Raw genomic sequence first — 18,272 nt, forward strand, 5'->3', positions numbered from 1 at the left:
TCAGCTCCCGCGCTTGAGGCGGGCGAAGGCGTCGCCGAACAGGCCGGCGATCCCCCGCGGGAAGAAGATGACGATGAGCACCAGCACCGCGCCCATCACGAACCGCCAGTACTGGGTGGCGGACATCACCGTGTCCTGCAGCAGCACGAAGGCAAGGCCACCCACCACGGGGCCGGCGAAGGCACCGGAGCCGCCCAGCACCGCCATGAAGACGAGGTTGCCGGATTGCGTCCAATAGACGATCTCAGGGTCCGCAAGGCCGATGGTGACGGCCAGGATCACCCCGCCGATGGCGCCGTAGACGCCGGAGATGACGTAGGCCGCCAGCCGCATCCGCGAGACGGTGACGCCGAGATAGGCTGCCTTCTGCGCGTTCTCCCGAATGGCCGTGAGGTGCAGCCCGAAGGGCGAGCGCACGATCCGCCACATGGCGCAGCCGAGCAAGGTGAGGAGGCCGAGAGCGTAGTAGTAGAACGGCCCGGTGATGAAGGCCGTCTTGCCGCCCTCGAACGCCATGCCGAACAGCAGCGGGCGCATTACCCGCATGCCCTGGTCGCCGCCGGTGAGGCCGTAGAACTTGAACAGGATGGAGTGGAACAGCATGCCGAAGGCCAGCGTCAGCATGCCGAAGAAGATGCGCGTGTAGCGCACGCACAGGAAGCCCACCGGCACCGCGATGACCACGGCGGCCGCCACCGCGACGAGCAGGATCAACTCCAGCGACTGGACGCCGAGCTTCGAGGTCATCACCGCCGCCGCATAGGCGCCGATGCCGAGGAACATGGCGTGGCCGAAGGAGAGCAGGCCCGTGTAGCCGAACAGCAGGTTGAAGCCGAGAAGAGCGATGGCAAAGCCGAAGAACGGCACCATCAGGGTGAGCATGTAGGTGGAGGCGACGAGCGGCAGCCCTGCCATGGCGGCGATGATGACCAGGAAGGATATGAGGCCCGAAGGTCGCCAGAGGCTGGGGGACACGGCCGGCGCCACCGTGGCCGGGGCGGAGGTCGGGGTGCTCATGCCATTGCCTTTCCGAAAAGCCCGGCCGGCCGCAGGATGAGCACGGCGATGACGACCAGATAGATGGAGAGAATTTCGGCCTCGGGCAGCACCATGATGGCCGCAGCCCGGATCAGGCCGACGATGAGTGCACCGGCGAGCGCGCCGCGCATGGAGCCGAGCCCGCCGATGACCACCACGGCGAACGCTTCCACCACCAGCTCCACGGCCATTTCAAGCGAGGAGGCCGAGGCCGGCACCACCAGCGCGCCGCCCACCGTGCCGAGCATGCAGCCGACCGTGAACACGGCCGCGAACACGCGGGAGGAATTGACGCCGAGACCCTCGCTCATGTCCCGGTTTTCCGCCGTGGCGCGGATGATGCGTCCGGTGCGGGTCTTCTGCAGGAAGGCGCCGAGCGCCACCGCGATGGCGATGGAGGCGGCGATCACGAGGAGATTGTAGGTGGGCACCCGAAGGCCCATGAACTCGGCCGTGCCGTAGGCGAGATAGGCGTTGTCCAGTGTCCGGGGCGTGGCGCCCCAGAAGAAGCGGAACACGTCCTGGAACATCAGCAGCAGGCCGAAGGTGAGGAGCAATTGATAGCTCTCGTCCCGCCGGTAGACCGTGCGCAGGATGCGTTCCACCGGCAGGCCGACGAGGCCGATCGCCAGCCCCGCGAGAATGAGCACCGGCAGCACCGTCCAGGCTGGAAAGCCGGCGGCCGAGGCGAGGCCAACGGCCGTGATGCCGAAATAGGCGCCCAGCGCGTAGAACGAGCCGCAAGCGAGGTTGATGACCTTCTGCACGCCGAACACCAGCTGGAGCCCGGCGGCCACGAGGAAGAGAATGGCGGCGTGAAACACGCCGCCGAGGAGGACGTCGAGGAAGACGGTCACGCGGCGCTCCTCACACGGGAAGCTTGGAGGTCTTGAGCCATTCCCAGAAGTCCACGCCCGGCGGCTTCTGGAGCTGATCGGCGGTGAAGCTGTCCACCGTCTTCAGCGTCGGGAAATCGTAGGAGTTCTGGTTAGTGGAAAGGCCCTGGTAGAAGGTCTGCTCAGCGATCTTGTCGGCGCGAAACTGCCCCGGCCCCCCCAGGCTCTCGATCTTCTGCTTGGGGATGGATTCGATGATCTCCGTGAGCTTCGGCCAGCGCCCCGTGGCCTTGGCCGCGGCTTCGACGCCCGCCTTGTATGCGGCCAGGGCGAAATAGGCGCGGTCGGCCTCCCAGCTCGGAGCCTCCTTGTAGCGGCCCATGTAGTCTTCCACGAACGCCTTCTGGAGCGGGGAGGCATTGGGCAGCGCGAAGTAGAGTGTGTTGTGCCCGAACACGATGTTCTCGGGCATGAACTCCTTCTTCAGCTGGTTGATCTGCCAGCCGGCGGCGGGCAAAGCGAGGTTCACGCCTTCGAACAGGCCGGCGGCGGAGCCCTGCTTCATGAAGACGGGCAGGTCGGCGAACAGCATCGACGAGAAGATGAAGTCGGGTTTGGCCGCCTTCAGCGCCGCGACGTGGGACGTGAGGTCCATGGTGCCGACCTTCGGCCACTGCTCGGCCACCACCTCCACCTCCACGCCGGCGCGCTTGAGGATCTGCTGGAAAGCCTCCCAATTGTTGCGGCCGTAGGAATAGTCCGGGTTGATGCCGGCAATGCGCTTGATCTTGCCCTTGAAGTATTTGATCGAGAGCAGGGAGGCCATCACGGCCTCGCATTCATTGTCGGTGGAGCGGAAAACGTACTGCGACTTGGGCATCGCCTCCTTCACGCCGTCCTGCGTGGTGCCGTCCCACATGATGAGGAGTGCCTGTTCCTCCTCCGCCACGGGCGCGACGCCCAGCGACACGCCCGTGGAGATGAGGCCCTGAACGCAATCCACCTTCTCCTGCAGCACCAGGCGGCGGAAGCGCTCGATGGTGTCCTTGGGAGAGGTTTCCTCCTCGATGACGAGCTCGATCGGGCGCCCGGCGATGCCGCCGTCCTTGTTCATGCGCTCCGTCGCCCACTGCACAGCGCGGATGCCGCATTCGCCCACCGTGCCCATGGCCCCGGAGCGCGGCGCGAGAATGCCGATGCGAACCGGCTTCGACTGGGCGATGGCGGGGGAAAAGATCCCCGGAGCGGCGGCAGCGAGACCGGCAGCACCGATCCCCCGCATCAAAGTGCGGCGAGAAATGTTCATTGGCGTCCTCCCCTAGGCGGGTCTCGTGCCCGCCTTTGTGAACTGACATATCATAGATATGCCAAAAGAATGTCTGCAAGAAGCTTTTTTGATCTGGATCATTTTTAAGGAAGAAGGGTTGGAAAAGTTGAGTTGAATCAAAGTGTTAAATTGTTGAACTTTGGTCGCATTCGTGGGGCGACAGGCGTTTGGCGGGGCCGGATTGGCGCCTTGCATATGATGTGTGGCTGACATATTAGTGGTGCATCCGCTGTCGCGGAGCATCCTTCCCCCGTCCGGGCGCGAGGGAGCTGGGGCGGGCGACGGCTCCAGGCCCCGGCGCGTTCAGCAGCCGGGGTCTTCAGGAGCCGGCGCCTCCAGACGCGGCGCCGAGAGAATCAAGACAATGGCGCGCACCAACAGCGCGCAAGGGAGAGAGCGATGGAACTCACCTCGAGCCCCATGACGGATCGGCAGCGCAAATACCGCGCGACCTACCGCGAGCGTGTCACCGGCTGGTATAACGGATGGCTGCACATCGCCATCATCTACACGATCGGCTTCACTGCCCTCTACATCTATGTCTCGAACATGCATGCGATCCGCTGGTGGGAGTTTTTGACCATTCCCGTCGTGTTCCTGTTCTGTAATTTCTTCGAGTGGTGGCTGCACCGCTACGTGATGCACCGGCCGTCGAGTTTTCCGCTGTTCCGCGCGGTCTATAATCGCCACACGCTGATGCACCACCAGTTCTTCACCGAAGAAGAGATGCGCTTCGCCGGGCATCACGACTGGCGCGTCACCTTCTTCCCGCCCTACGCGCTAGTGACGTTTACGCTCATGTCCATTCCCGGCGCCATCGTGTTCGGGTGGCTGATCTCGCCGAACGTGGGCTGGCTTTTCATCGCCACCACCACCTCGGTCTACCTGCTCTACGAGTTCATGCACTTCACCACGCACATCGACGAAAACTGGTTCGTGCGGAACGTGCCCTTCATCAACACCAACCGCCGCCACCACGCCGCGCACCACAACCAGTCGCTCATGATGGAGCGCAACATGAACCTCACCTTCCCCATCATGGACTGGGCGTTCGGCACATCGGATCTCAACCGCGGGCTCATCGGCCATCTCTTCAACGGCTATGACACCCGCCATCTGAAGACCGACATGCGCCGCACCGCGCGTACGCCGAAAGGCAAGGCAAGCCCGGCCGGCCACGTCGCTCCGGCGGAGTGAGGCGATGGCGTCGATCGAACCCAATATCGCCGGGCTCGCGATTTTCGCGGGCCTGTGGACCGCGGCCTGCATGGGCTTTCTGGTGCTCTCCGGCATGTTCCCGGAGAGCACCCGGCCGGCGGGGGCGCGACAGGCGGGGGGGCGCGCCCTCGTCCTGGTGAACAGCCTGCTGTGGCTCGCGCTGGCGGCTGCGGCGCTGGTCTACGGCTACGCCAACCTGCGCCTCACCAGCCTGATCGTCGTCGGCGGCCTCGTGCTGCTGTTCGCTCCGGCACCGTTCGATCTGCTGCCGACATCGTTCCGCGACGGCCGGCGGGGCCTTGCCGCCCTGGTCGCTCTCCAGGGCGCGGCGCTCGCCGTCTGGGCCGCGCTTCCCGGCGGCGGCGCACTCATCTGAAGGTCAGCGCCGGCGCAGTCCGGCCAGCAAGAGGGGACATCCCATGCCCACCCACATCAAGCTCATCCTCTCCCTCATCGTCCTCGCCGTGGCTGCGGCCGGCTATGCCTTCCAGGCAGCGCTGGGGCAGGAGGGACCCAAATATGCGGTCGCCTTCCTCGGCATCTTCATGGTCGTCGCCATGTGGGTGTTCCCCGAGGTGCAGCGCCGGCCGGGCGACAAGGTCTAGTCCGACAAGAAACAAGAAGAGGAAGAGGGGGCATGATCGCCATCATTTTCGAGGTGTGGCCGGCCGAGGGCCAGCGCGACACCTATCTCGATCTTGCCGCGCGCCTGCGCGTGGAACTGGAGAAGATGGACGGCTTCATCTCGGTAGAGCGGTTCGAGAGCCTGACCAATCCGGGCAAGATGCTCTCGCTCTCCATGTGGCGCGATGAGGAGGCGGTGAAGGCCTGGCGCAACCTCACCTCCCATCGCAAGACGCAGGCGGCGGGGCGGGCAGGGGTGTTCCGCGACTATCGCCTGCGCGTCGCCGCCGTGGTGCGCGACTATGGCATGTTCGAGCGCGACGAGGCGCCGGACGACAGCCGGGCGATGCACAAGCCGAAGGCAGCCGCGGCCGATCCCGCCTTCTGAGGCTCAGCGCAGCTCCGGCGGCCAGTCGAGGCCGGAGCGACCCGCCGGATCGGACGGCGCGGCTGCGGCGGCGATCTCGTCGTCGCTGAGGCCCGCCTCGCGCAGCACCTGCGCCGTGCAATCGCTGAGATCGAGCGGGTGGGCCTGCGCGGGAGTGCGCGAGAGGCGCGGGACGGCGGGCACGCGGTTCGGCCCGCTGTCCGGATGCCGGGCTGCGATGTGGGGATCGCTCCACACCTCGTCCGGCGCCAGCACAGGCGCGACGCAGGCGTCCGTGCCGGTAAACAGGGCGGTCCAGTGATCGCGCGATTGTCCCGCGAAGGTCGCTTCCAGCGTCCGTTCGATTTCCGGCCAAAGGTCGCGTCGCATGTGGTCCGGCGGTTCGCCGAGATCGAGACGCCGCCACAGTGCTTCAAAGAAGCCCCGCTCCAGCGCACCCACCGCGATGAAGCCGCCATCCGCGCAGCGATAGGCGCGATAGAACGGCGCGCCGCCGCCCAGCAGCCCGTCGCCGCGCGCCGGCCAATGGGGGGTCTTCCAGAGCGGCCAGTGCATGGCCATCAGCGACAGCGCGCCGTCCACCATGGCGGCGTCGATCTTCTGGCCCTGTCCGGTTGTCTTGGCTTCGATCACCGCAGCGAGGATGCCGAGCGCGGCGATCAGGCTGCCGCCGGCGAAATCCGCGACAAGATTGAGCGGCGCCTCGGGCGGCCCGTCCTTCGGTCCCATGGACCCGAGCACGCCGGCTAGGGCGAGATAGGTGATGTCGTGCCCCGCCTCCAGCGCGCGCGGGCCGTCCTGCCCAAAGCCGGTGAGCGAGCAGTAGACGAGGCGCGGGTTGAGCGCCGCCAGCGTCTCGTATCCCGCGCCGATCCGGTCGGCGACGCCGGGGCGGAAACCCTCCACCAACACGTCGGCGGTCTTCACCAGCGCATGGAGCGCGGAACGGCCGGCGGGTGCTTTCAGGTCGAGGGAGATATGCCGCTTGCCGCGCGAGAATTCCGGGATGGCGACGCCGGCCCGTCCGCCGCCCACCACGATCACTTCTGCCCCGAAATCGGCCAGCAGCATGGTGCAGTAGGGGCCAGGGGCGAGCCGGGAGAGATCGACGACGCGGATGCCGGCGAGGGGACCGCGCGGGGCAGGGAAGGGGGCCTCGACCATCACAGCCCCCGCGCGATGACGATGCGCTGAACGTCGCTGGTGCCCTCATAGATCTGGCACACCCGCACATCGCGATAGATGCGTTCCACCGGGAAGTCCGCGAGATAGCCGTAGCCGCCGAAGGTCTGGATGGCCGCGGAACACGCCTGCTCCGCCATCTCCGAGGCGAACAGCTTCGCCATGGACGCCTCGGTGAGGCATGGCAGGCCGGCCTCGCGCAGGGCGGCGGCGTGCAGCACCATCTGGCGCGCCGCCTCGATGCGGGTCGCCATGTCGGCGAGGCGGAAGGCGACGGCCTGATGCTCCATGATGGGCTTGCCGAAGGTCACCCGCTCCTTCGCATAGGTCCGGGCCGCCTCGAACGCGGCGCGCGCCATGCCCACGCATTGCGAGGCGATGCCGATGCGCCCGCCTTCAAGATTGGACAGCGCGATCTTCAGACCCTCGCCCTCGGCCCCGAGCCGGAGGTCGGCGGGAAGGCGCATGTCGTTGAAGGCGAGCTGGCAGGTGTCGGAGGAATGCTGGCCGAGCTTTTCCTCCACCCGCACGACCTCGTAGCCGGGCGTGTCGGTGGGCACGATGAAGGCGGAGATGCCCTTCTTGCCCGCGTCCGGGTCGGTCACAGCGAAGACGATGATGACATCGCCGTTCTTGCCCGAGGTGATGAACTGCTTGGCGCCGGAGAGCACATAATGGTCGCCGTCCCGCCGGGCGCGGGTGCGGAGCGCTGCGGCGTCCGATCCCGCCTGCGGCTCGGTGAGGGCGAAGCCGCCGATCCATTCGCCGCTCGCCAGCTTGGGCAGGAAGCGCTCCTTCTGCGCCTGCGTGCCGAACTTCACGATGGGCATGCAGCCGACGGAGGAATGCACGCTGACGATGGTGGAGCAGGCACCGTCCGCGGCTGCGATCTCCTCCAGCGCGAGGGCATAGGAGACGAGATCGGTGGCGGAACCGCCATGGTCCTCGGGCACCAGCATGCCGAGGAAGCCGAGGGCGCCCAGCTCCTTCAGTTCCGCGCCGGGGAAGCGGTGCTCCCTGTCCCGCGCCGCGGCTCCGGGCGCGAGGCGCTCGGAGGCGAAGGCGCGTACCGCGTCGCGGATGGCAACCTGGGTTTCGGTGAGGATCATGGCAGGTTCCTCCGGGTCTTGTTGTTAGGTTTCCTTGGCGGCCTCTGCCTCAGCTCAGACGCTCGATGGCGACCGCCGTCGCCTCGCCGCCGCCGATGCAGAGCGAGGCGATGCCGCGCTTGAGGCCGTAGCGCTCCAGCGCCGCCAGCAGCGTCACCATCACCCGAGCGCCAGATGCCCCGATGGGGTGGCCGAGGGCGCAGGCGCCGCCGTGGACGTTCACCTTGTCCTCCGGCAGGCCGAGATCACGCATGGCGGCCATGGGCACCACGGCGAACGCCTCGTTGATCTCGAACAGGTCCACGTCCTTCAGATCCCAGCCGGTCTTCCCGGCGAGCTTCTGCACCGCGCCGATCGGGGCCGTGGTGAAGAGGTTCGGTGCCTGGGCGTGGGTGGAGTGGCCGACGATGGCGGCGAGCGGCGTGAGGCCGCGCTTCTCCGCTTCGGAGCGGCGCATGAGCACGAGGGCGGCCGCGCCGTCGGAGATGGAAGAGGAGTTCGCCGCCGTCACCGTGCCGCCGTCGCGGAAGGCGGGCTTCAGCGTCGGGATCTTGTCCAGCTTCGCCTTGGGAGGCTGCTCGTCCGCCGCCACCACGCGCTCGGTCTTGCCGGCTTTCACGGTGACGGGGGTGATCTCCTTGTCGAAGGCGCCCCCGGCCATGGCCTTCTGCGCCTTGGTGAGGGAGGCGATGGCGAAGGCGTCCTGCGCCTCGCGGGTGAACTGGTAGGCCTCGGCGCATTCCTCGGCGAAGGTGCCCATGAGACGGCCCTTGTCATAGGCATCCTCAAGGCCGTCGAAGAACATGTGGTCGATGACCCTGCCGTGGCCCATGCGGTAGCCGCCACGGGCACGGTCGAGCAGGTAGGGGGCGTTGGTCATGCTCTCCATGCCGCCCGCAACCGCAACGGAGGCCGAGCCGGCGGCGAGGAGGTCATGGGCGAACATGGCCGCCTTCATGCCGGAGCCGCACATCTTGTTGACGGTGGTGGCGCCGGTGGAGAGAGGAAGCCCCGCGCCGAGCGCGGCCTGGCGGGCCGGAGCCTGGCCGAGGCCCGCCGGCAGCACGCAGCCGAACACCACTTCCTCCACCTGATCCGGCGCGAGGCCGGCGCGGGCGAGGGCGGCGCCGATGGCTGCGGAGCCGAGCGCGGGCGCGGCCACGTCCTTAAGGTCGCCCTGGAAGCCGCCCATGGGCGTGCGGGCGGTGCCGACGATGACGATGGGGTCGGAAGCCGTCATGTTGCGTGTCTCCGGTCGCGGGAGGAGGTCGTCAGCGGTACAGGCTCAGCGCGGCGCCATCCGCAGCGCGCCGTCGAGGCGGATGACCTCGCCGTTCAGCATGTTGTTTTCGCAGATGTGCTTGACGAGGGCGGCGTATTCCGACGGCCGTCCGAGGCGCGAGGGGAAGGGCACGCTCTTGCCCAGGCTGTCCTGCACGTCCTGCGGCAGGCCGGCCATCATCGGCGTCTCGAAGATGCCGGGGGCGATGGTGACGACGCGGATGCCGAACCGCGCCAGCTCTCGCGCTACCGGCAGTGTGAGGGCTGCAACACCGCCCTTGGAGGCGGCATAGGCGGCCTGGCCGATCTGCCCATCGAAGGCGGCGACGGAGGCGGTGTTGACGATGACGCCACGCTCGCCCTCGGCGTCCGGCGCCTCCTTCACCATGGCGTCGGCGGCGAGCCGCAGCATGTTGAAGGTGCCGATGAGGTTGACGGTGATGCCGCGCACGAAGCTTTCGAGCCGGTGCGGGCCATCGCGGCCGACCACCTTCTCGCCGGGGGCGACGCCGGCGCAGTTCACGAGACCGTGAACGTGGCCGAAGCTGTCGAGGGCGAGCTGCACGGCGGCTTTGCCGTCGGCTTCGCTGCTCACGTCGGCGCGCTGGAAGCGGGCGGCATCTCCGAGTTCGGCGGCCATGGCGGCACCGGCATCGGCGTTGATGTCGACGAGGACGACCCGGCCCCCATTGTCCACCACCATTCGCGACACCGCCGCGCCCAGGCCCGAGCCGCCGCCGGTGACGAGAAAGACGCGCCCTTCAATCTTCATGGTGCCCCTCCCAGGGAGACATGCCGCCGCTTCGGCGGCCGTTGCCTCTCGTCTAGCAGAAAAGCCGAGTGACATTCGATGACGCTAGCGATCTATTCAGGTGAGCGTTTTTGCCATTCGGGAGCGTGCCTTGGAACGGCGCATGATCTCCGGGACCTTCGTGGATGATGCCCTGGGTTGCCTGACGGCGCGGGGCATCGACGCCGGCCCCGTGCTGGCGCGGGCGGGGCTCGCGCTGCCGGTGACGGAGGCGGTCTCCGCGGAACAGTACGGGGCGCTGTGGACAGCCGCCGCCGAGGCGCTGGACGACGAGTTCTTCGGCCTCGCCGCCCGCCCCATGCGCTGCGGCAGCTTCACCCTGCTCTGCCATGCCCTGATGGGCGCGCAGACGCTGGAACAGGCGCTGCGACGGGCGCTGCGCTTCCTGCGGGTGGTGCTGGATGACCCGTGCGGCGAGCTTGTGGTCGGCGACGGTCTTGCGTCGGTCGTGCTCTCGGACAAGGGCGCCGCACACTCGGCCTTCGCTTACCGCACCTACTGGATCATCCTTCATGGCATCACCTGCTGGCTGGTGGGCCGGCGCATTCCGATCCGGCAGGTGGATTTCCGCTGCGGTCCGCCGGAGCATGGGGCGGACTATCGCCTGTTCTTCGGCGCTCCCGTGCGGTTTGACGCGCCGGAGAGTCGGCTCGCCTTCGATGCGGCCTTCCTGAAGCTGCCGGCCCACCGCAGCGAGCGGGCGCTGCGGGACTTCCTGCGCGGTGCGCCGGCCAACATCCTCGTGCGCTACCGGCACGACGAAGGGCTTGCCGCCCGTGTCCGCGCCCGGCTCCGGGAGCAGTCGGCCACGGCGTGGCCGACCTTCGACGAACTCGCCCGACAGCTGCGCCTCCCGGCCTCCACCCTGCGGCGGCGGCTGGCGGAGGAGGGGGCCGCCTATCGCGACATCAAGGACGAACTGCGCCGGCTGCGGGCCGAGGATCTGCTGCGGGCCACCGACCGGCCCGTGGGCGAGATCGCGGCGGAGCTTGGCTTTTCCGAGCCAAGCGCCTTCCATCGGGCATTCCGCAAGTGGACGGATCTGAGCCCGGGTGCCTTCCGCCGCGCCGGGGCCTGAGGGAGAGCGGCGTTCCGCCATTTGACGGCGGGGCGGCGGCTGACTACCTGTGCGCAGTCTATGCCCGCGCGGCGCCATCCGGGGCGTCCTGCCGGGCGACCGTGGAGACACCTGTTGTCGATCATTGCCAGCATCCGCAAGACCCTCGTCCCGATTCATCGGGAGGGCTATCCGTTCATCGCCATCGCGGTGGTGATCGCGCTCGTGCTGTTCATGTTCTCCACCTTCTTCGGCATGATCGGCTTCGGCCTTGCCATCTGGACGGCGCTGTTCTTCCGCGACCCCGAGCGGGTGACGCCGGTGCGCGAGGGGCTGGTCATCGCGCCGGCGGACGGGCGGGTGTCGCAGGTGGGGCTGGCGCGGCCGCCGCGGGAGCTGGACCTCTCCGACGATCCGCTGCTGCGCGTCTCCATCTTCATGAACGTGTTCAACGTCCACGTGAACCGCGCGCCGGTGACGGGACGCATTGAGCGCATCGCCTACAAGCCGGGCCTCTTCCTCAACGCCGACCTCGACAAGGCGAGCGAGGACAATGAGCGCAACGGCCTCATCATCTCCACGCCCTACTGCCGGGTGGGCTGCGTGCAGATCGCCGGCCTCGTCGCGCGCCGCATCGTCTCTTTCGTGCGCGAGGGCGAATCCATCGGTTCCGGCGAGCGCTTCGGCCTGATCCGCTTCGGCTCTCGCGTGGACGTTTATCTGCCCGTGGGCTCGCGCGTGCTGGTCAGCGAAGGGCAGTTGACGGTGGCGGGCGAGACGGTCCTGTGCGATCTCTCCCAGCCGCAGCAGCGCGAGACCGCCTATCGGGTGAGCTGATGGAAACCCCCTTTCCCCCGTTCGATCCTGAAGGCCGGCCCCGGCCGCGTCTCGGCGGCAGCATCGGCAAGGTGCCGATCCGCGTGCTCCTGCCCAATCTTGTGACGTTGCTCGCGCTGTGCTCCGGCCTCACCGCCGTGCGGCTCGCCATCGAGGAGCGGATCGAACTGGCGCTGGCGGCCATCGTGTTCGCGGCCATCCTCGATGGGGTGGACGGGCGGCTGGCGCGGGCGCTGAAGGGCACCTCGCGGTTCGGCGCGGAGCTGGACAGCCTCGCGGACTTCGTGAACTTCGGCTGCGTGCCGGCGCTGATGCTCTATTTCTGGGGTCTCAACGAAGCCGGCTCGTTCGGCTGGATCGCCGCGCTGGCCTATGCCATCTGCGCGGCCCTGCGCCTCGCCCGTTTCAACGTGATGCTGGACGATCCGAACAAGCCGCCCTTCGCCGGCGACTATTTCACCGGCATTCCGGCCCCGGCGGGCGCCATCACGGTGCTGCTGCCGATCTATCTGGAGCTGATCGGTCTGCCGCACGGACGGGTGAGCGCCATCATCGCCCTCGTCTATTGCCTCGCCATCGCCTTCCTCATGATCTCCACGGTTCCGGCCTGGTCCGGCAAGACGCTGGGGCGGCGGGTGCGGCGGGACATGGTGCTGCCGCTGTTCGTGGCGGTGGCGATCTATTTCGCGCTGCTGGCGAGCTATCCGTGGGTGGTGCTTTCGGTCTGCACCATGCTGTATCTGGCTCTCCTGCCTGTCTCGACCCTGCGCTACAGGCGCCAGATGAAGGCGTGGAAGGCCGAGCGTGCCGCTGCGGCGCCGGCCCCCTCCGAAGTGTTGCCCTCCTGATCTTTGCGCGATGGCGGCTGGCGCCTCGCTGGGCAAGCCTTGCCGAAGCGTTGCGCATTGAATTGCATACAATGCGCATGCAGTTGATTAAATTATGGTCATAGATGCGGATTGGTCTGCAGGGTTGCAGATCACTGATTTGATATAAACCTATGATAAATATTGAAATTTCAAAAACTGTATGCAATTGGCACGCAGCTTGAATGGCATTTGGCGACCGCCACCACAGGGACGTCGCCGATGAACCGCCGCGAATTCATGAAGTCCGCCTCAGCCACTGCTGTTGCTACCGGCACGGGCGTTGCCGCCCCGGCGGTATTTTCCCCGGCGAAGGCGCAGGCCCGGAACGAAACGCTGCTGATCGTCTCCGAGAGCGGTCCCAACAATCTCGACATTCACGGTGTCGGCACCAACGTGCCTGGCTACGAGGCGAGCTGGAACACCTATGACCGGCTCATCACCCACGAGATGACCGAGAAGGACGGCGTGCGCTACTATGACCGCGACAAGCTCAAGGGCGAGCTTGCCGAGGACATGAACATCGGCGACATGTCCGTCACCTTCAAGCTGAAGAAGAACGCGACCTTCCAGGACGGCAGCCCCGTCACCGCCAAGGACGTAAAGTGGTCGCTGGATCGCGCCGTCTCCGTGGGCGGCTTCCCCACCTTCCAGATGAAGGCCGGCTCGCTGGAGAAGCCCGAGCAGTTCGTGGTGGTGGACGACCACACCGTGCGCGTGGACTTCCTGCGCAAGGATCGCCTGACCATCCCCGACCTCGCGGTCATCGTGCCGTGCGTCATCAATTCCGAGCTGGTGAAGAAGAACGCCACCGAGAAGGACCCCTGGGGCCTCGAATACACCAAGCAGAACACGGCCGGCTCTGGCGCCTATCGCGTCACCAAGTGGACGCCCGGCACCGAGGTCATCTTCGAGCGCTTCGACGACTGGAAGGGCGGCCCGCTGCCCAAGATCAAGCGCGTGATCTGGCGCATGGTGCCTTCCGCCGGCAACCGCCGGGCGCTTTTGGAGCGCGGCGACGCGGACATCTCCTATGATCTGCCCAACAAGGATTTCGTTGAGCTGAAGCAGGCCGGCAAGCTCAACATCACGTCGGTGCCGTACTCCAACGGCGTGCAGTACATCGGCATGAACGTGAAGAACCCGCCCTTCGACAATCCGAAGGTGCGCGAGGCTGTCGCCTACGCCATTCCCTACGAGAAGATCATGGAGGCCGTGCTCTATGGCCTTGGCAAGCCCATGTTCGGCGCGCCGGCCGATGCCGTCACAAAGGTCGCCTGGCCGCAGCCCACCAAGTTCAAGACCGACCTCGCCAAGGCCAAGCAGCTGATGGCCGAGGCGGGCTACGCCGGCGGCATCGACACCACGCTCTCCTTCGACCTCGGCTTCGCCGGCGTCAACGAGCCCATCTGCGTGCTGCTGCAGGAGAACCTGGCGCAGATCGGCATCAAGACCACCATCAACAAGATTCCCGGCGCCAACTGGCGCACGGAGCTGAACAAGAAGGTTCTGCCGCTCTACACCAACGTGTTCTCGGGCTGGCTCGACTATCCCGAATACTTCTTCTTCTGGTGCTATCACGGCTCCAATTCGGTCTTCAACACCATGAGCTATCAGTCTGCGGCCATGGACACCTTCATCGACGGCGCCCGCGCAGCGGCGGCGAGCGGCGACAAGGCGGCTTACGATACGGACGTGAAGGGCATGGTGGACCTCGCCTTCGCCGACGTGCCGCGCATTCCGCTCTACCAGCCGTTCGTCAATGTCGCGATGCAGAAGAACATCACCGGCTACGAATACTGGTTCCACCGCCGGCTGGACTATCGCGCCTTCCAGAAGGGCTGAGGCATCCCTCTTCCTCTTCAGGGAGGAAGAGACGTGAGGGGTGGCGCCGGGGGCGGAAGCCGGCGCCTGGGTTCGCCCGGGTGCCGGCATCGGTGCCGCCCCTCACACCACACGCCGGCGCCCCGCCGGAAACGAGAAAAACTGCGGCGCCCGATGGCCCCGCAGCGCGGTTCGCACACAGGGATATCGCCATGCTGAAGCTCCTAGGCAGTCGTCTCGCCACAGCCGTGCCCAGCCTGATCGGCGTGGTGATCGTGACCTTCCTGCTCACCCGCGTGCTGCCCGGCGACACGGCAGCCTATTTCGCAGGCCCTGCCGCGACGCCGCAGGCCATCGCCGAGATCCGCACCAAGCTGGGCCTCGACAAGCCCTTGCCGGTTCAGTTCGCCGATTACGTCTCGGCGCTGGCGAAGGGCGACCTCGGCTCCTCGCTTTCCACCGGCCAGCCGGTCGCCACCGAGATCGCGGCCCGCCTGCCGGCCTCGGCCGAACTGACGCTGGCGGGGCTGGTGCTGGCGCTGCTGATCGCGGTGCCCTTCGGCATCATGGCGGCGGTGCGACAGGGATCGTGGATCGACCATGCCTGCCGCATCATCACCACGGCGGGCGTGTCGCTGCCGGTGTTCTTCACCGGGCTTTTGCTGGTCTATGTCTTCTACTTCAAGCTGGGATGGGCGCCGGCGCCGCTGGGGCGGCTCGACGTGTTCTTCTCGGCGCCAGAGACGGTGACGGGCTTCTACCTCATCGACAGCCTGATCGCGCGCGACTTCGAGACCTTCCGCGCCGCGCTGGCGCAACTGGCGGTGCCTGCCATCACGCTGGCCATCTTCGCCCTCGCGCCCATCGCCCGCATGACCCGCGCCTCCATGCTGGCGGTTCTCTCCTCCGAGTTCGTGCGCACGGCGAAGGCGGCGGGCCTGACCGACTACACGGTCATCATCACCTACGCCTTCCGCAATGCCATGCTGCCGGTGGTGACGACGCTGGGCATGGTGTTCTCCTTCCTGCTGGGCGCCAACGTGCTGGTGGAGAAGGTGTTCGCCTGGCCGGGCATCGGCTCTTATGCGGTCGAGGCGCTGATTACCTCGGACTACGCGCCGGTGCAGGGCTTCGTGCTCGCCATGGCGATCCTCTACGTCATCCTCAACCTCCTGATCGACCTTGCCTACGGCATCATCGATCCCCGCGCGCGGAGCGAAGCATGACCCTCGCCACGGCCGACACCCAGAAGGCCCCGGGCGGCCTTGCCGCCACGCTCGCCCACGCCCGCTACGTGATCTCGGATAACCCGGTCACGGGCATCGCCTTCGGCATGTTCCTGGTGCTGGTGGTGTGCGCAGCGCTCGGGCCGTTCATCGTGCCCTACGATCCGCTCGCCTCCGACACGGCCGCCGCGTTGCAGCCGCCCTCGGCCGCGCACTGGTTCGGCACCGACAACCTCGGCCGGGATATTTTCTCCCGCGTGGTGGTAGCGAGCCGGCTGGACATGGCCATCGCCATCTTCTCGGTGGCGCTGGTGTTCGCGGTGGGCGGCATCGCCGGCATCGCTTCCGGCTTCTTCGGCGGCTGGACGGACCGGATCATTGGCCGCATCTCCGACACCATCATGGCCTTCCCGCTGTTCGTGCTGGCCATGGGCATCGTTGCGGCGCTGGGCAACACGGTGACGAACATCGTCATCGCCACCGCCATCATCAACTTCCCGCTCTATGTGCGCGTGGCGAAATCCGAAGCCGCCATCCGCCGCAATGCCGGCTATGTGCAGGCGGCGCGGCTCACCGGCAATTCGGAATGGCGCATCCTGCTGACGACCATCCTGCCCAACATCCTGCCCATCATGATGGTGCAGATGTCGCTCACCATGGGCTACGCCATTCTCAACGCCGCCGGCCTCTCCTTCATCGGCCTCGGCGTGCGTCCGCCGACGCCCGAGTGGGGCATCATGGTGGCCGAAGGCTCGGCCTACATCGTCTCCGGCGAATGGTGGATCGCGCTGTTCCCCGGCCTCGCGCTCATGTTCGCGGTCTTCTGCTTCAACCTCCTGGGCGACGGTCTGCGCGACATCGTCGATCCCCAGCGCCGCACCTGATGGAGGCCGCCATGCATGGAGTTGTGGACGTGAAGGACCATGCCGCCAAGTCCTCCGAAACGCCGAGCGGCCCGCTGCTTCAGGTACGCGATCTCACCGTCGAGTTCGCCACCCGCCGCGGCATCGTCACGGCGGTGAGCAAGGTGGATCTGACCCTCGGCAAGGGCGAGACGCTCGGCATCGTGGGGGAATCGGGCTCGGGCAAGTCCGTCACCTCCTACACGGTGATGCGCATCCTCGACCGCGCCGGCCGCATCGCGGAAGGCTCCATCACCTTCTCCGGCATCGACGTGGCCCATGCGCCCGAGAGCGAGATGCGCGACCTGCGCGGCCGCGAAATGTCGATGATCTTCCAGAACCCGCGGGCGGCGCTGAACCCGATCCGCACCGTGGGCGCGCAGATCGGCGACGTGCTGCTCCAGCATGTCCAGGCCGACCCGCGCAACGTGAAGCACAAGGTCATCGACATCCTCAAGCAGGTGCGCATCGCCCGGCCGGAAGACCGCTACCACGCCTATCCGTTCGAGCTGTCCGGCGGCATGTGCCAGCGCATCGTCATCGCGCTGGCACTCGCCTGCCGGCCGCAGCTGATGATCGCGGACGAGCCCACCACCGGCCTCGACGTGACCACCCAGAAGGCGGTGATGGACCTCGTGACCGAGCTGACGCGCGAGCGCGGCATGTCCACCATCCTCATCACCCACGACCTCGGCCTCGCCGCCGCCTATTGCGATACGGTGATGGTGATGGAGAAGGGCAAGGTGGTGGAGACGGCACCCGCCGAGCGCATCTTCCGCGATCCCCAGCACCCCTACACCCGCAAGCTCATGCGTGCGACGCCCCGCCCGGGCATCACGCTGAAGGACCTTCTCCCGGAGGGAGAGGTGTCGGCCGCCGCGTCGACGGTGTCGACACCCGTGGCCTCGGCCGGCGAGCCTCTGCTCACCGTCGAGAACCTTGTCCGCGAATATCCCCGTCAGGGCGCTCCCTCGGCCTTCCTCGCCAAGCTCAAGGGGAAGACGCTAACGCAGGAGGAGACCATCTTCCGCGCCGTGGACGGCATCTCCTTCGAGGTGAAGCGCGGCGAAAGCGTCGGCCTCGTGGGCGAGAGCGGCTGCGGCAAGTCCACCACCTCCACCATGGTGATGCGCCTCATCGATCCCACGGCGGGCAAGATCACCTTCGCCGGCGAGGACATCGGCGCCATCCCGGCCAAGGACTTCGCCCACCACCCCATGCGCAAGCGCATCCAGATGGTGTTCCAGGACCCGACCGAGAGCCTCAATCCCCGCTACACGGCCGCCCGCGCCATTGCCGATCCGCTGCTGCGCATGGGCGGTTATTCCGGCGGCGCGAAGCTCAATGCCCGCGTGGCGGAACTCGCCGAGATGGTGGGCCTGCCGCAGAACCTGCTGGAGCGTTTCCCGCACCAGTTGTCCGGCGGCCAGAAGGCGCGCATCGGCATCGCCCGTGCCATCGCCCTCGATCCCGATCTCGTCATCCTCGACGAGCCGACGGCGGCGCTGGACGTGTCGGTGCAGGCCGTGGTCCTGAACCTGCTGGAGGAGCTGAAGCAGCGGCTCGGCATGAGCTATCTCTTCGTCTCCCACGACCTCCATGTGGTGGGCCTTCTGTGCGACCGGGTGATCGTGATGCGGCAAGGCCGGATCGTGGAGGAGGGCACCGCGCAGGCGGTTCTGGAAGCACCCAAGGACGCCTATACCCGCGAACTCATCGCCGCCATTCCCCATCCCCCGGTCTGAG

Annotated in this window: 18 protein-coding genes; 11 read left to right on the top strand and 7 right to left on the bottom strand. The window is 67.1% G+C overall.

The features are described 5' to 3' along the window. Genes EJ105_RS05815 through EJ105_RS05825 form a run of 3 tightly spaced genes read right to left on the bottom strand, consistent with a single transcriptional unit; the run spans position 1 to position 3,180 of the window. Positions 1-1,017 (bottom strand): branched-chain amino acid ABC transporter permease, encoded by a 1,017-nt coding sequence (locus tag EJ105_RS05815; protein WP_051679297.1) that lies wholly within the window; start codon positions 1,015-1,017, stop codon positions 1-3. Next, positions 1,014-1,895 carry a branched-chain amino acid ABC transporter permease gene (locus tag EJ105_RS05820; protein WP_024278522.1) on the bottom strand — a complete coding sequence of 294 codons (882 nt, stop codon included), beginning with the start codon at positions 1,893-1,895 and terminating at the stop codon, positions 1,014-1,016. Before EJ105_RS05820 ends, EJ105_RS05815 begins: the two co-directional genes overlap by 4 nt. A gap of 10 nt (positions 1,896-1,905) precedes the next feature. After that, a complete protein-coding gene (locus tag EJ105_RS05825) occupies positions 1,906-3,180 on the bottom strand; it encodes an ABC transporter substrate-binding protein (protein ID WP_029558897.1) in 1,275 nt (424 codons plus the stop codon). A 420-nt stretch (positions 3,181-3,600) separates the two neighbouring features. On the opposite strand from EJ105_RS05825, the gene EJ105_RS05830 reads away from it, so the two are divergent. The 4 genes from EJ105_RS05830 to EJ105_RS05845 are packed head-to-tail and all read left to right on the top strand — an operon-like array spanning position 3,601 to position 5,431. Continuing rightward, positions 3,601-4,398 carry a sterol desaturase family protein gene (locus EJ105_RS05830; protein WP_250165609.1) on the top strand — a complete coding sequence of 266 codons (798 nt, stop codon included), beginning with the start codon at positions 3,601-3,603 and terminating at the stop codon, positions 4,396-4,398. Between the two features lie 4 nt (positions 4,399-4,402). Then, positions 4,403-4,795 (top strand): hypothetical protein, encoded by a 393-nt coding sequence (locus EJ105_RS05835; RefSeq protein ID WP_250165610.1) that lies wholly within the window; start codon positions 4,403-4,405, stop codon positions 4,793-4,795. A gap of 43 nt (positions 4,796-4,838) precedes the next feature. After that, positions 4,839-5,024, top strand: coding sequence for a hypothetical protein (locus EJ105_RS05840; RefSeq protein ID WP_024278526.1), 186 nt, complete (start codon positions 4,839-4,841; stop codon positions 5,022-5,024). Between the two features lie 32 nt (positions 5,025-5,056). Next, positions 5,057-5,431, top strand: a complete 375-nt coding sequence (locus EJ105_RS05845; RefSeq protein ID WP_029558893.1) for an antibiotic biosynthesis monooxygenase family protein — start codon at positions 5,057-5,059, stop codon at positions 5,429-5,431. Positions 5,432-5,434: 3 nt separating this feature from the next. On the opposite strand, the gene EJ105_RS05850 is transcribed toward EJ105_RS05845, so the two are convergent. Genes EJ105_RS05850 through EJ105_RS05865 form a run of 4 tightly spaced genes read right to left on the bottom strand, consistent with a single transcriptional unit; the run spans position 5,435 to position 9,775 of the window. Then, positions 5,435-6,595 (bottom strand): CaiB/BaiF CoA transferase family protein, encoded by a 1,161-nt coding sequence (locus tag EJ105_RS05850; protein ID WP_250165611.1) that lies wholly within the window; start codon positions 6,593-6,595, stop codon positions 5,435-5,437. Beyond that, on the bottom strand, positions 6,595-7,722 hold the full coding sequence (locus EJ105_RS05855; protein ID WP_250165612.1) for an acyl-CoA dehydrogenase family protein: 1,128 nt from the start codon (positions 7,720-7,722) through the stop codon (positions 6,595-6,597). Before EJ105_RS05855 ends, EJ105_RS05850 begins: the two co-directional genes overlap by 1 nt. A 49-nt stretch (positions 7,723-7,771) precedes the next feature. After that, positions 7,772-8,962: an acetyl-CoA C-acyltransferase gene (locus EJ105_RS05860; protein ID WP_250165613.1), complete on the bottom strand. Its 1,191-nt coding sequence runs from the start codon at positions 8,960-8,962 to the stop codon at positions 7,772-7,774. Positions 8,963-9,007: 45 nt separating this feature from the next. Continuing rightward, a complete protein-coding gene (locus EJ105_RS05865; RefSeq protein ID WP_024278531.1) occupies positions 9,008-9,775 on the bottom strand; it encodes a 3-hydroxyacyl-CoA dehydrogenase in 768 nt (255 codons plus the stop codon). A gap of 130 nt (positions 9,776-9,905) precedes the next feature. Here EJ105_RS05865 and EJ105_RS05870 point away from each other — a divergent pair, with 130 nt between their 5' ends. From EJ105_RS05870 to EJ105_RS05900, 7 genes are all read left to right on the top strand, one after another. After that, positions 9,906-10,892: an AraC family transcriptional regulator gene (locus tag EJ105_RS05870; RefSeq protein ID WP_250165614.1), complete on the top strand. Its 987-nt coding sequence runs from the start codon at positions 9,906-9,908 to the stop codon at positions 10,890-10,892. Positions 10,893-11,006: 114 nt separating this feature from the next. Continuing rightward, positions 11,007-11,708 (top strand): phosphatidylserine decarboxylase, encoded by a 702-nt coding sequence (locus tag EJ105_RS05875; RefSeq protein ID WP_029558887.1) that lies wholly within the window; start codon positions 11,007-11,009, stop codon positions 11,706-11,708. After that, positions 11,708-12,556 (top strand): CDP-diacylglycerol--serine O-phosphatidyltransferase, encoded by an 849-nt coding sequence (pssA, locus tag EJ105_RS05880; RefSeq protein WP_250165615.1) that lies wholly within the window; start codon positions 11,708-11,710, stop codon positions 12,554-12,556. The genes EJ105_RS05875 and pssA overlap by 1 nt, the downstream gene beginning before the upstream one ends. Before the next feature lie 240 nt (positions 12,557-12,796). Continuing rightward, complete coding sequence (locus EJ105_RS05885) at positions 12,797-14,419, top strand: ABC transporter substrate-binding protein (protein WP_029558885.1); 1,623 nt, start codon at positions 12,797-12,799, stop codon at positions 14,417-14,419. A 191-nt stretch (positions 14,420-14,610) separates the two neighbouring features. After that, positions 14,611-15,624, top strand: coding sequence for an ABC transporter permease (locus tag EJ105_RS05890; protein WP_250165616.1), 1,014 nt, complete (start codon positions 14,611-14,613; stop codon positions 15,622-15,624). Beyond that, a complete protein-coding gene (locus EJ105_RS05895) occupies positions 15,621-16,508 on the top strand; it encodes an ABC transporter permease (protein WP_029558883.1) in 888 nt (295 codons plus the stop codon). The genes EJ105_RS05890 and EJ105_RS05895 overlap by 4 nt, the downstream gene beginning before the upstream one ends. An 11-nt stretch (positions 16,509-16,519) precedes the next feature. After that, positions 16,520-18,271, top strand: coding sequence for a dipeptide ABC transporter ATP-binding protein (locus tag EJ105_RS05900; RefSeq protein WP_250165617.1), 1,752 nt, complete (start codon positions 16,520-16,522; stop codon positions 18,269-18,271). Position 18,272: the final 1 nt, after the last annotated feature.

The organism is Xanthobacter aminoxidans (assembly GCF_023571765.1).
Lineage (GTDB): Bacteria > Pseudomonadota > Alphaproteobacteria > Rhizobiales > Xanthobacteraceae > Xanthobacter > Xanthobacter aminoxidans.

What these genes read in the sequence shown, in the direction of transcription:
- EJ105_RS05850 (WP_250165611.1), bottom strand. Translation starts at nt 6,595, where the DNA reads ATGGTCGAGGCCCCCTTCCCTGCCCCGCGCGGTCCCCTCGCCGGCATC.
- EJ105_RS05815 (WP_051679297.1), bottom strand. Translation starts at nt 1,017, where the DNA reads ATGAGCACCCCGACCTCCGCCCCGGCCACGGTGGCGCCGGCCGTGTCC.
- EJ105_RS05845 (WP_029558893.1), top strand. Translation starts at nt 5,057, where the DNA reads ATGATCGCCATCATTTTCGAGGTGTGGCCGGCCGAGGGCCAGCGCGAC.
- EJ105_RS05830 (WP_250165609.1), top strand. Translation starts at nt 3,601, where the DNA reads ATGGAACTCACCTCGAGCCCCATGACGGATCGGCAGCGCAAATACCGC.
- EJ105_RS05860 (WP_250165613.1), bottom strand. Translation starts at nt 8,962, where the DNA reads ATGACGGCTTCCGACCCCATCGTCATCGTCGGCACCGCCCGCACGCCC.
- EJ105_RS05840 (WP_024278526.1), top strand. Translation starts at nt 4,839, where the DNA reads ATGCCCACCCACATCAAGCTCATCCTCTCCCTCATCGTCCTCGCCGTG.
- EJ105_RS05825 (WP_029558897.1), bottom strand. Translation starts at nt 3,180, where the DNA reads ATGAACATTTCTCGCCGCACTTTGATGCGGGGGATCGGTGCTGCCGGT.
- EJ105_RS05890 (WP_250165616.1), top strand. Translation starts at nt 14,611, where the DNA reads ATGCTGAAGCTCCTAGGCAGTCGTCTCGCCACAGCCGTGCCCAGCCTG.
- EJ105_RS05885 (WP_029558885.1), top strand. Translation starts at nt 12,797, where the DNA reads ATGAACCGCCGCGAATTCATGAAGTCCGCCTCAGCCACTGCTGTTGCT.
- EJ105_RS05865 (WP_024278531.1), bottom strand. Translation starts at nt 9,775, where the DNA reads ATGAAGATTGAAGGGCGCGTCTTTCTCGTCACCGGCGGCGGCTCGGGC.
- EJ105_RS05900 (WP_250165617.1), top strand. Translation starts at nt 16,520, where the DNA reads ATGCATGGAGTTGTGGACGTGAAGGACCATGCCGCCAAGTCCTCCGAA.
- pssA (WP_250165615.1), top strand. Translation starts at nt 11,708, where the DNA reads ATGGAAACCCCCTTTCCCCCGTTCGATCCTGAAGGCCGGCCCCGGCCG.
- EJ105_RS05895 (WP_029558883.1), top strand. Translation starts at nt 15,621, where the DNA reads ATGACCCTCGCCACGGCCGACACCCAGAAGGCCCCGGGCGGCCTTGCC.
- EJ105_RS05855 (WP_250165612.1), bottom strand. Translation starts at nt 7,722, where the DNA reads ATGATCCTCACCGAAACCCAGGTTGCCATCCGCGACGCGGTACGCGCC.
- EJ105_RS05835 (WP_250165610.1), top strand. Translation starts at nt 4,403, where the DNA reads ATGGCGTCGATCGAACCCAATATCGCCGGGCTCGCGATTTTCGCGGGC.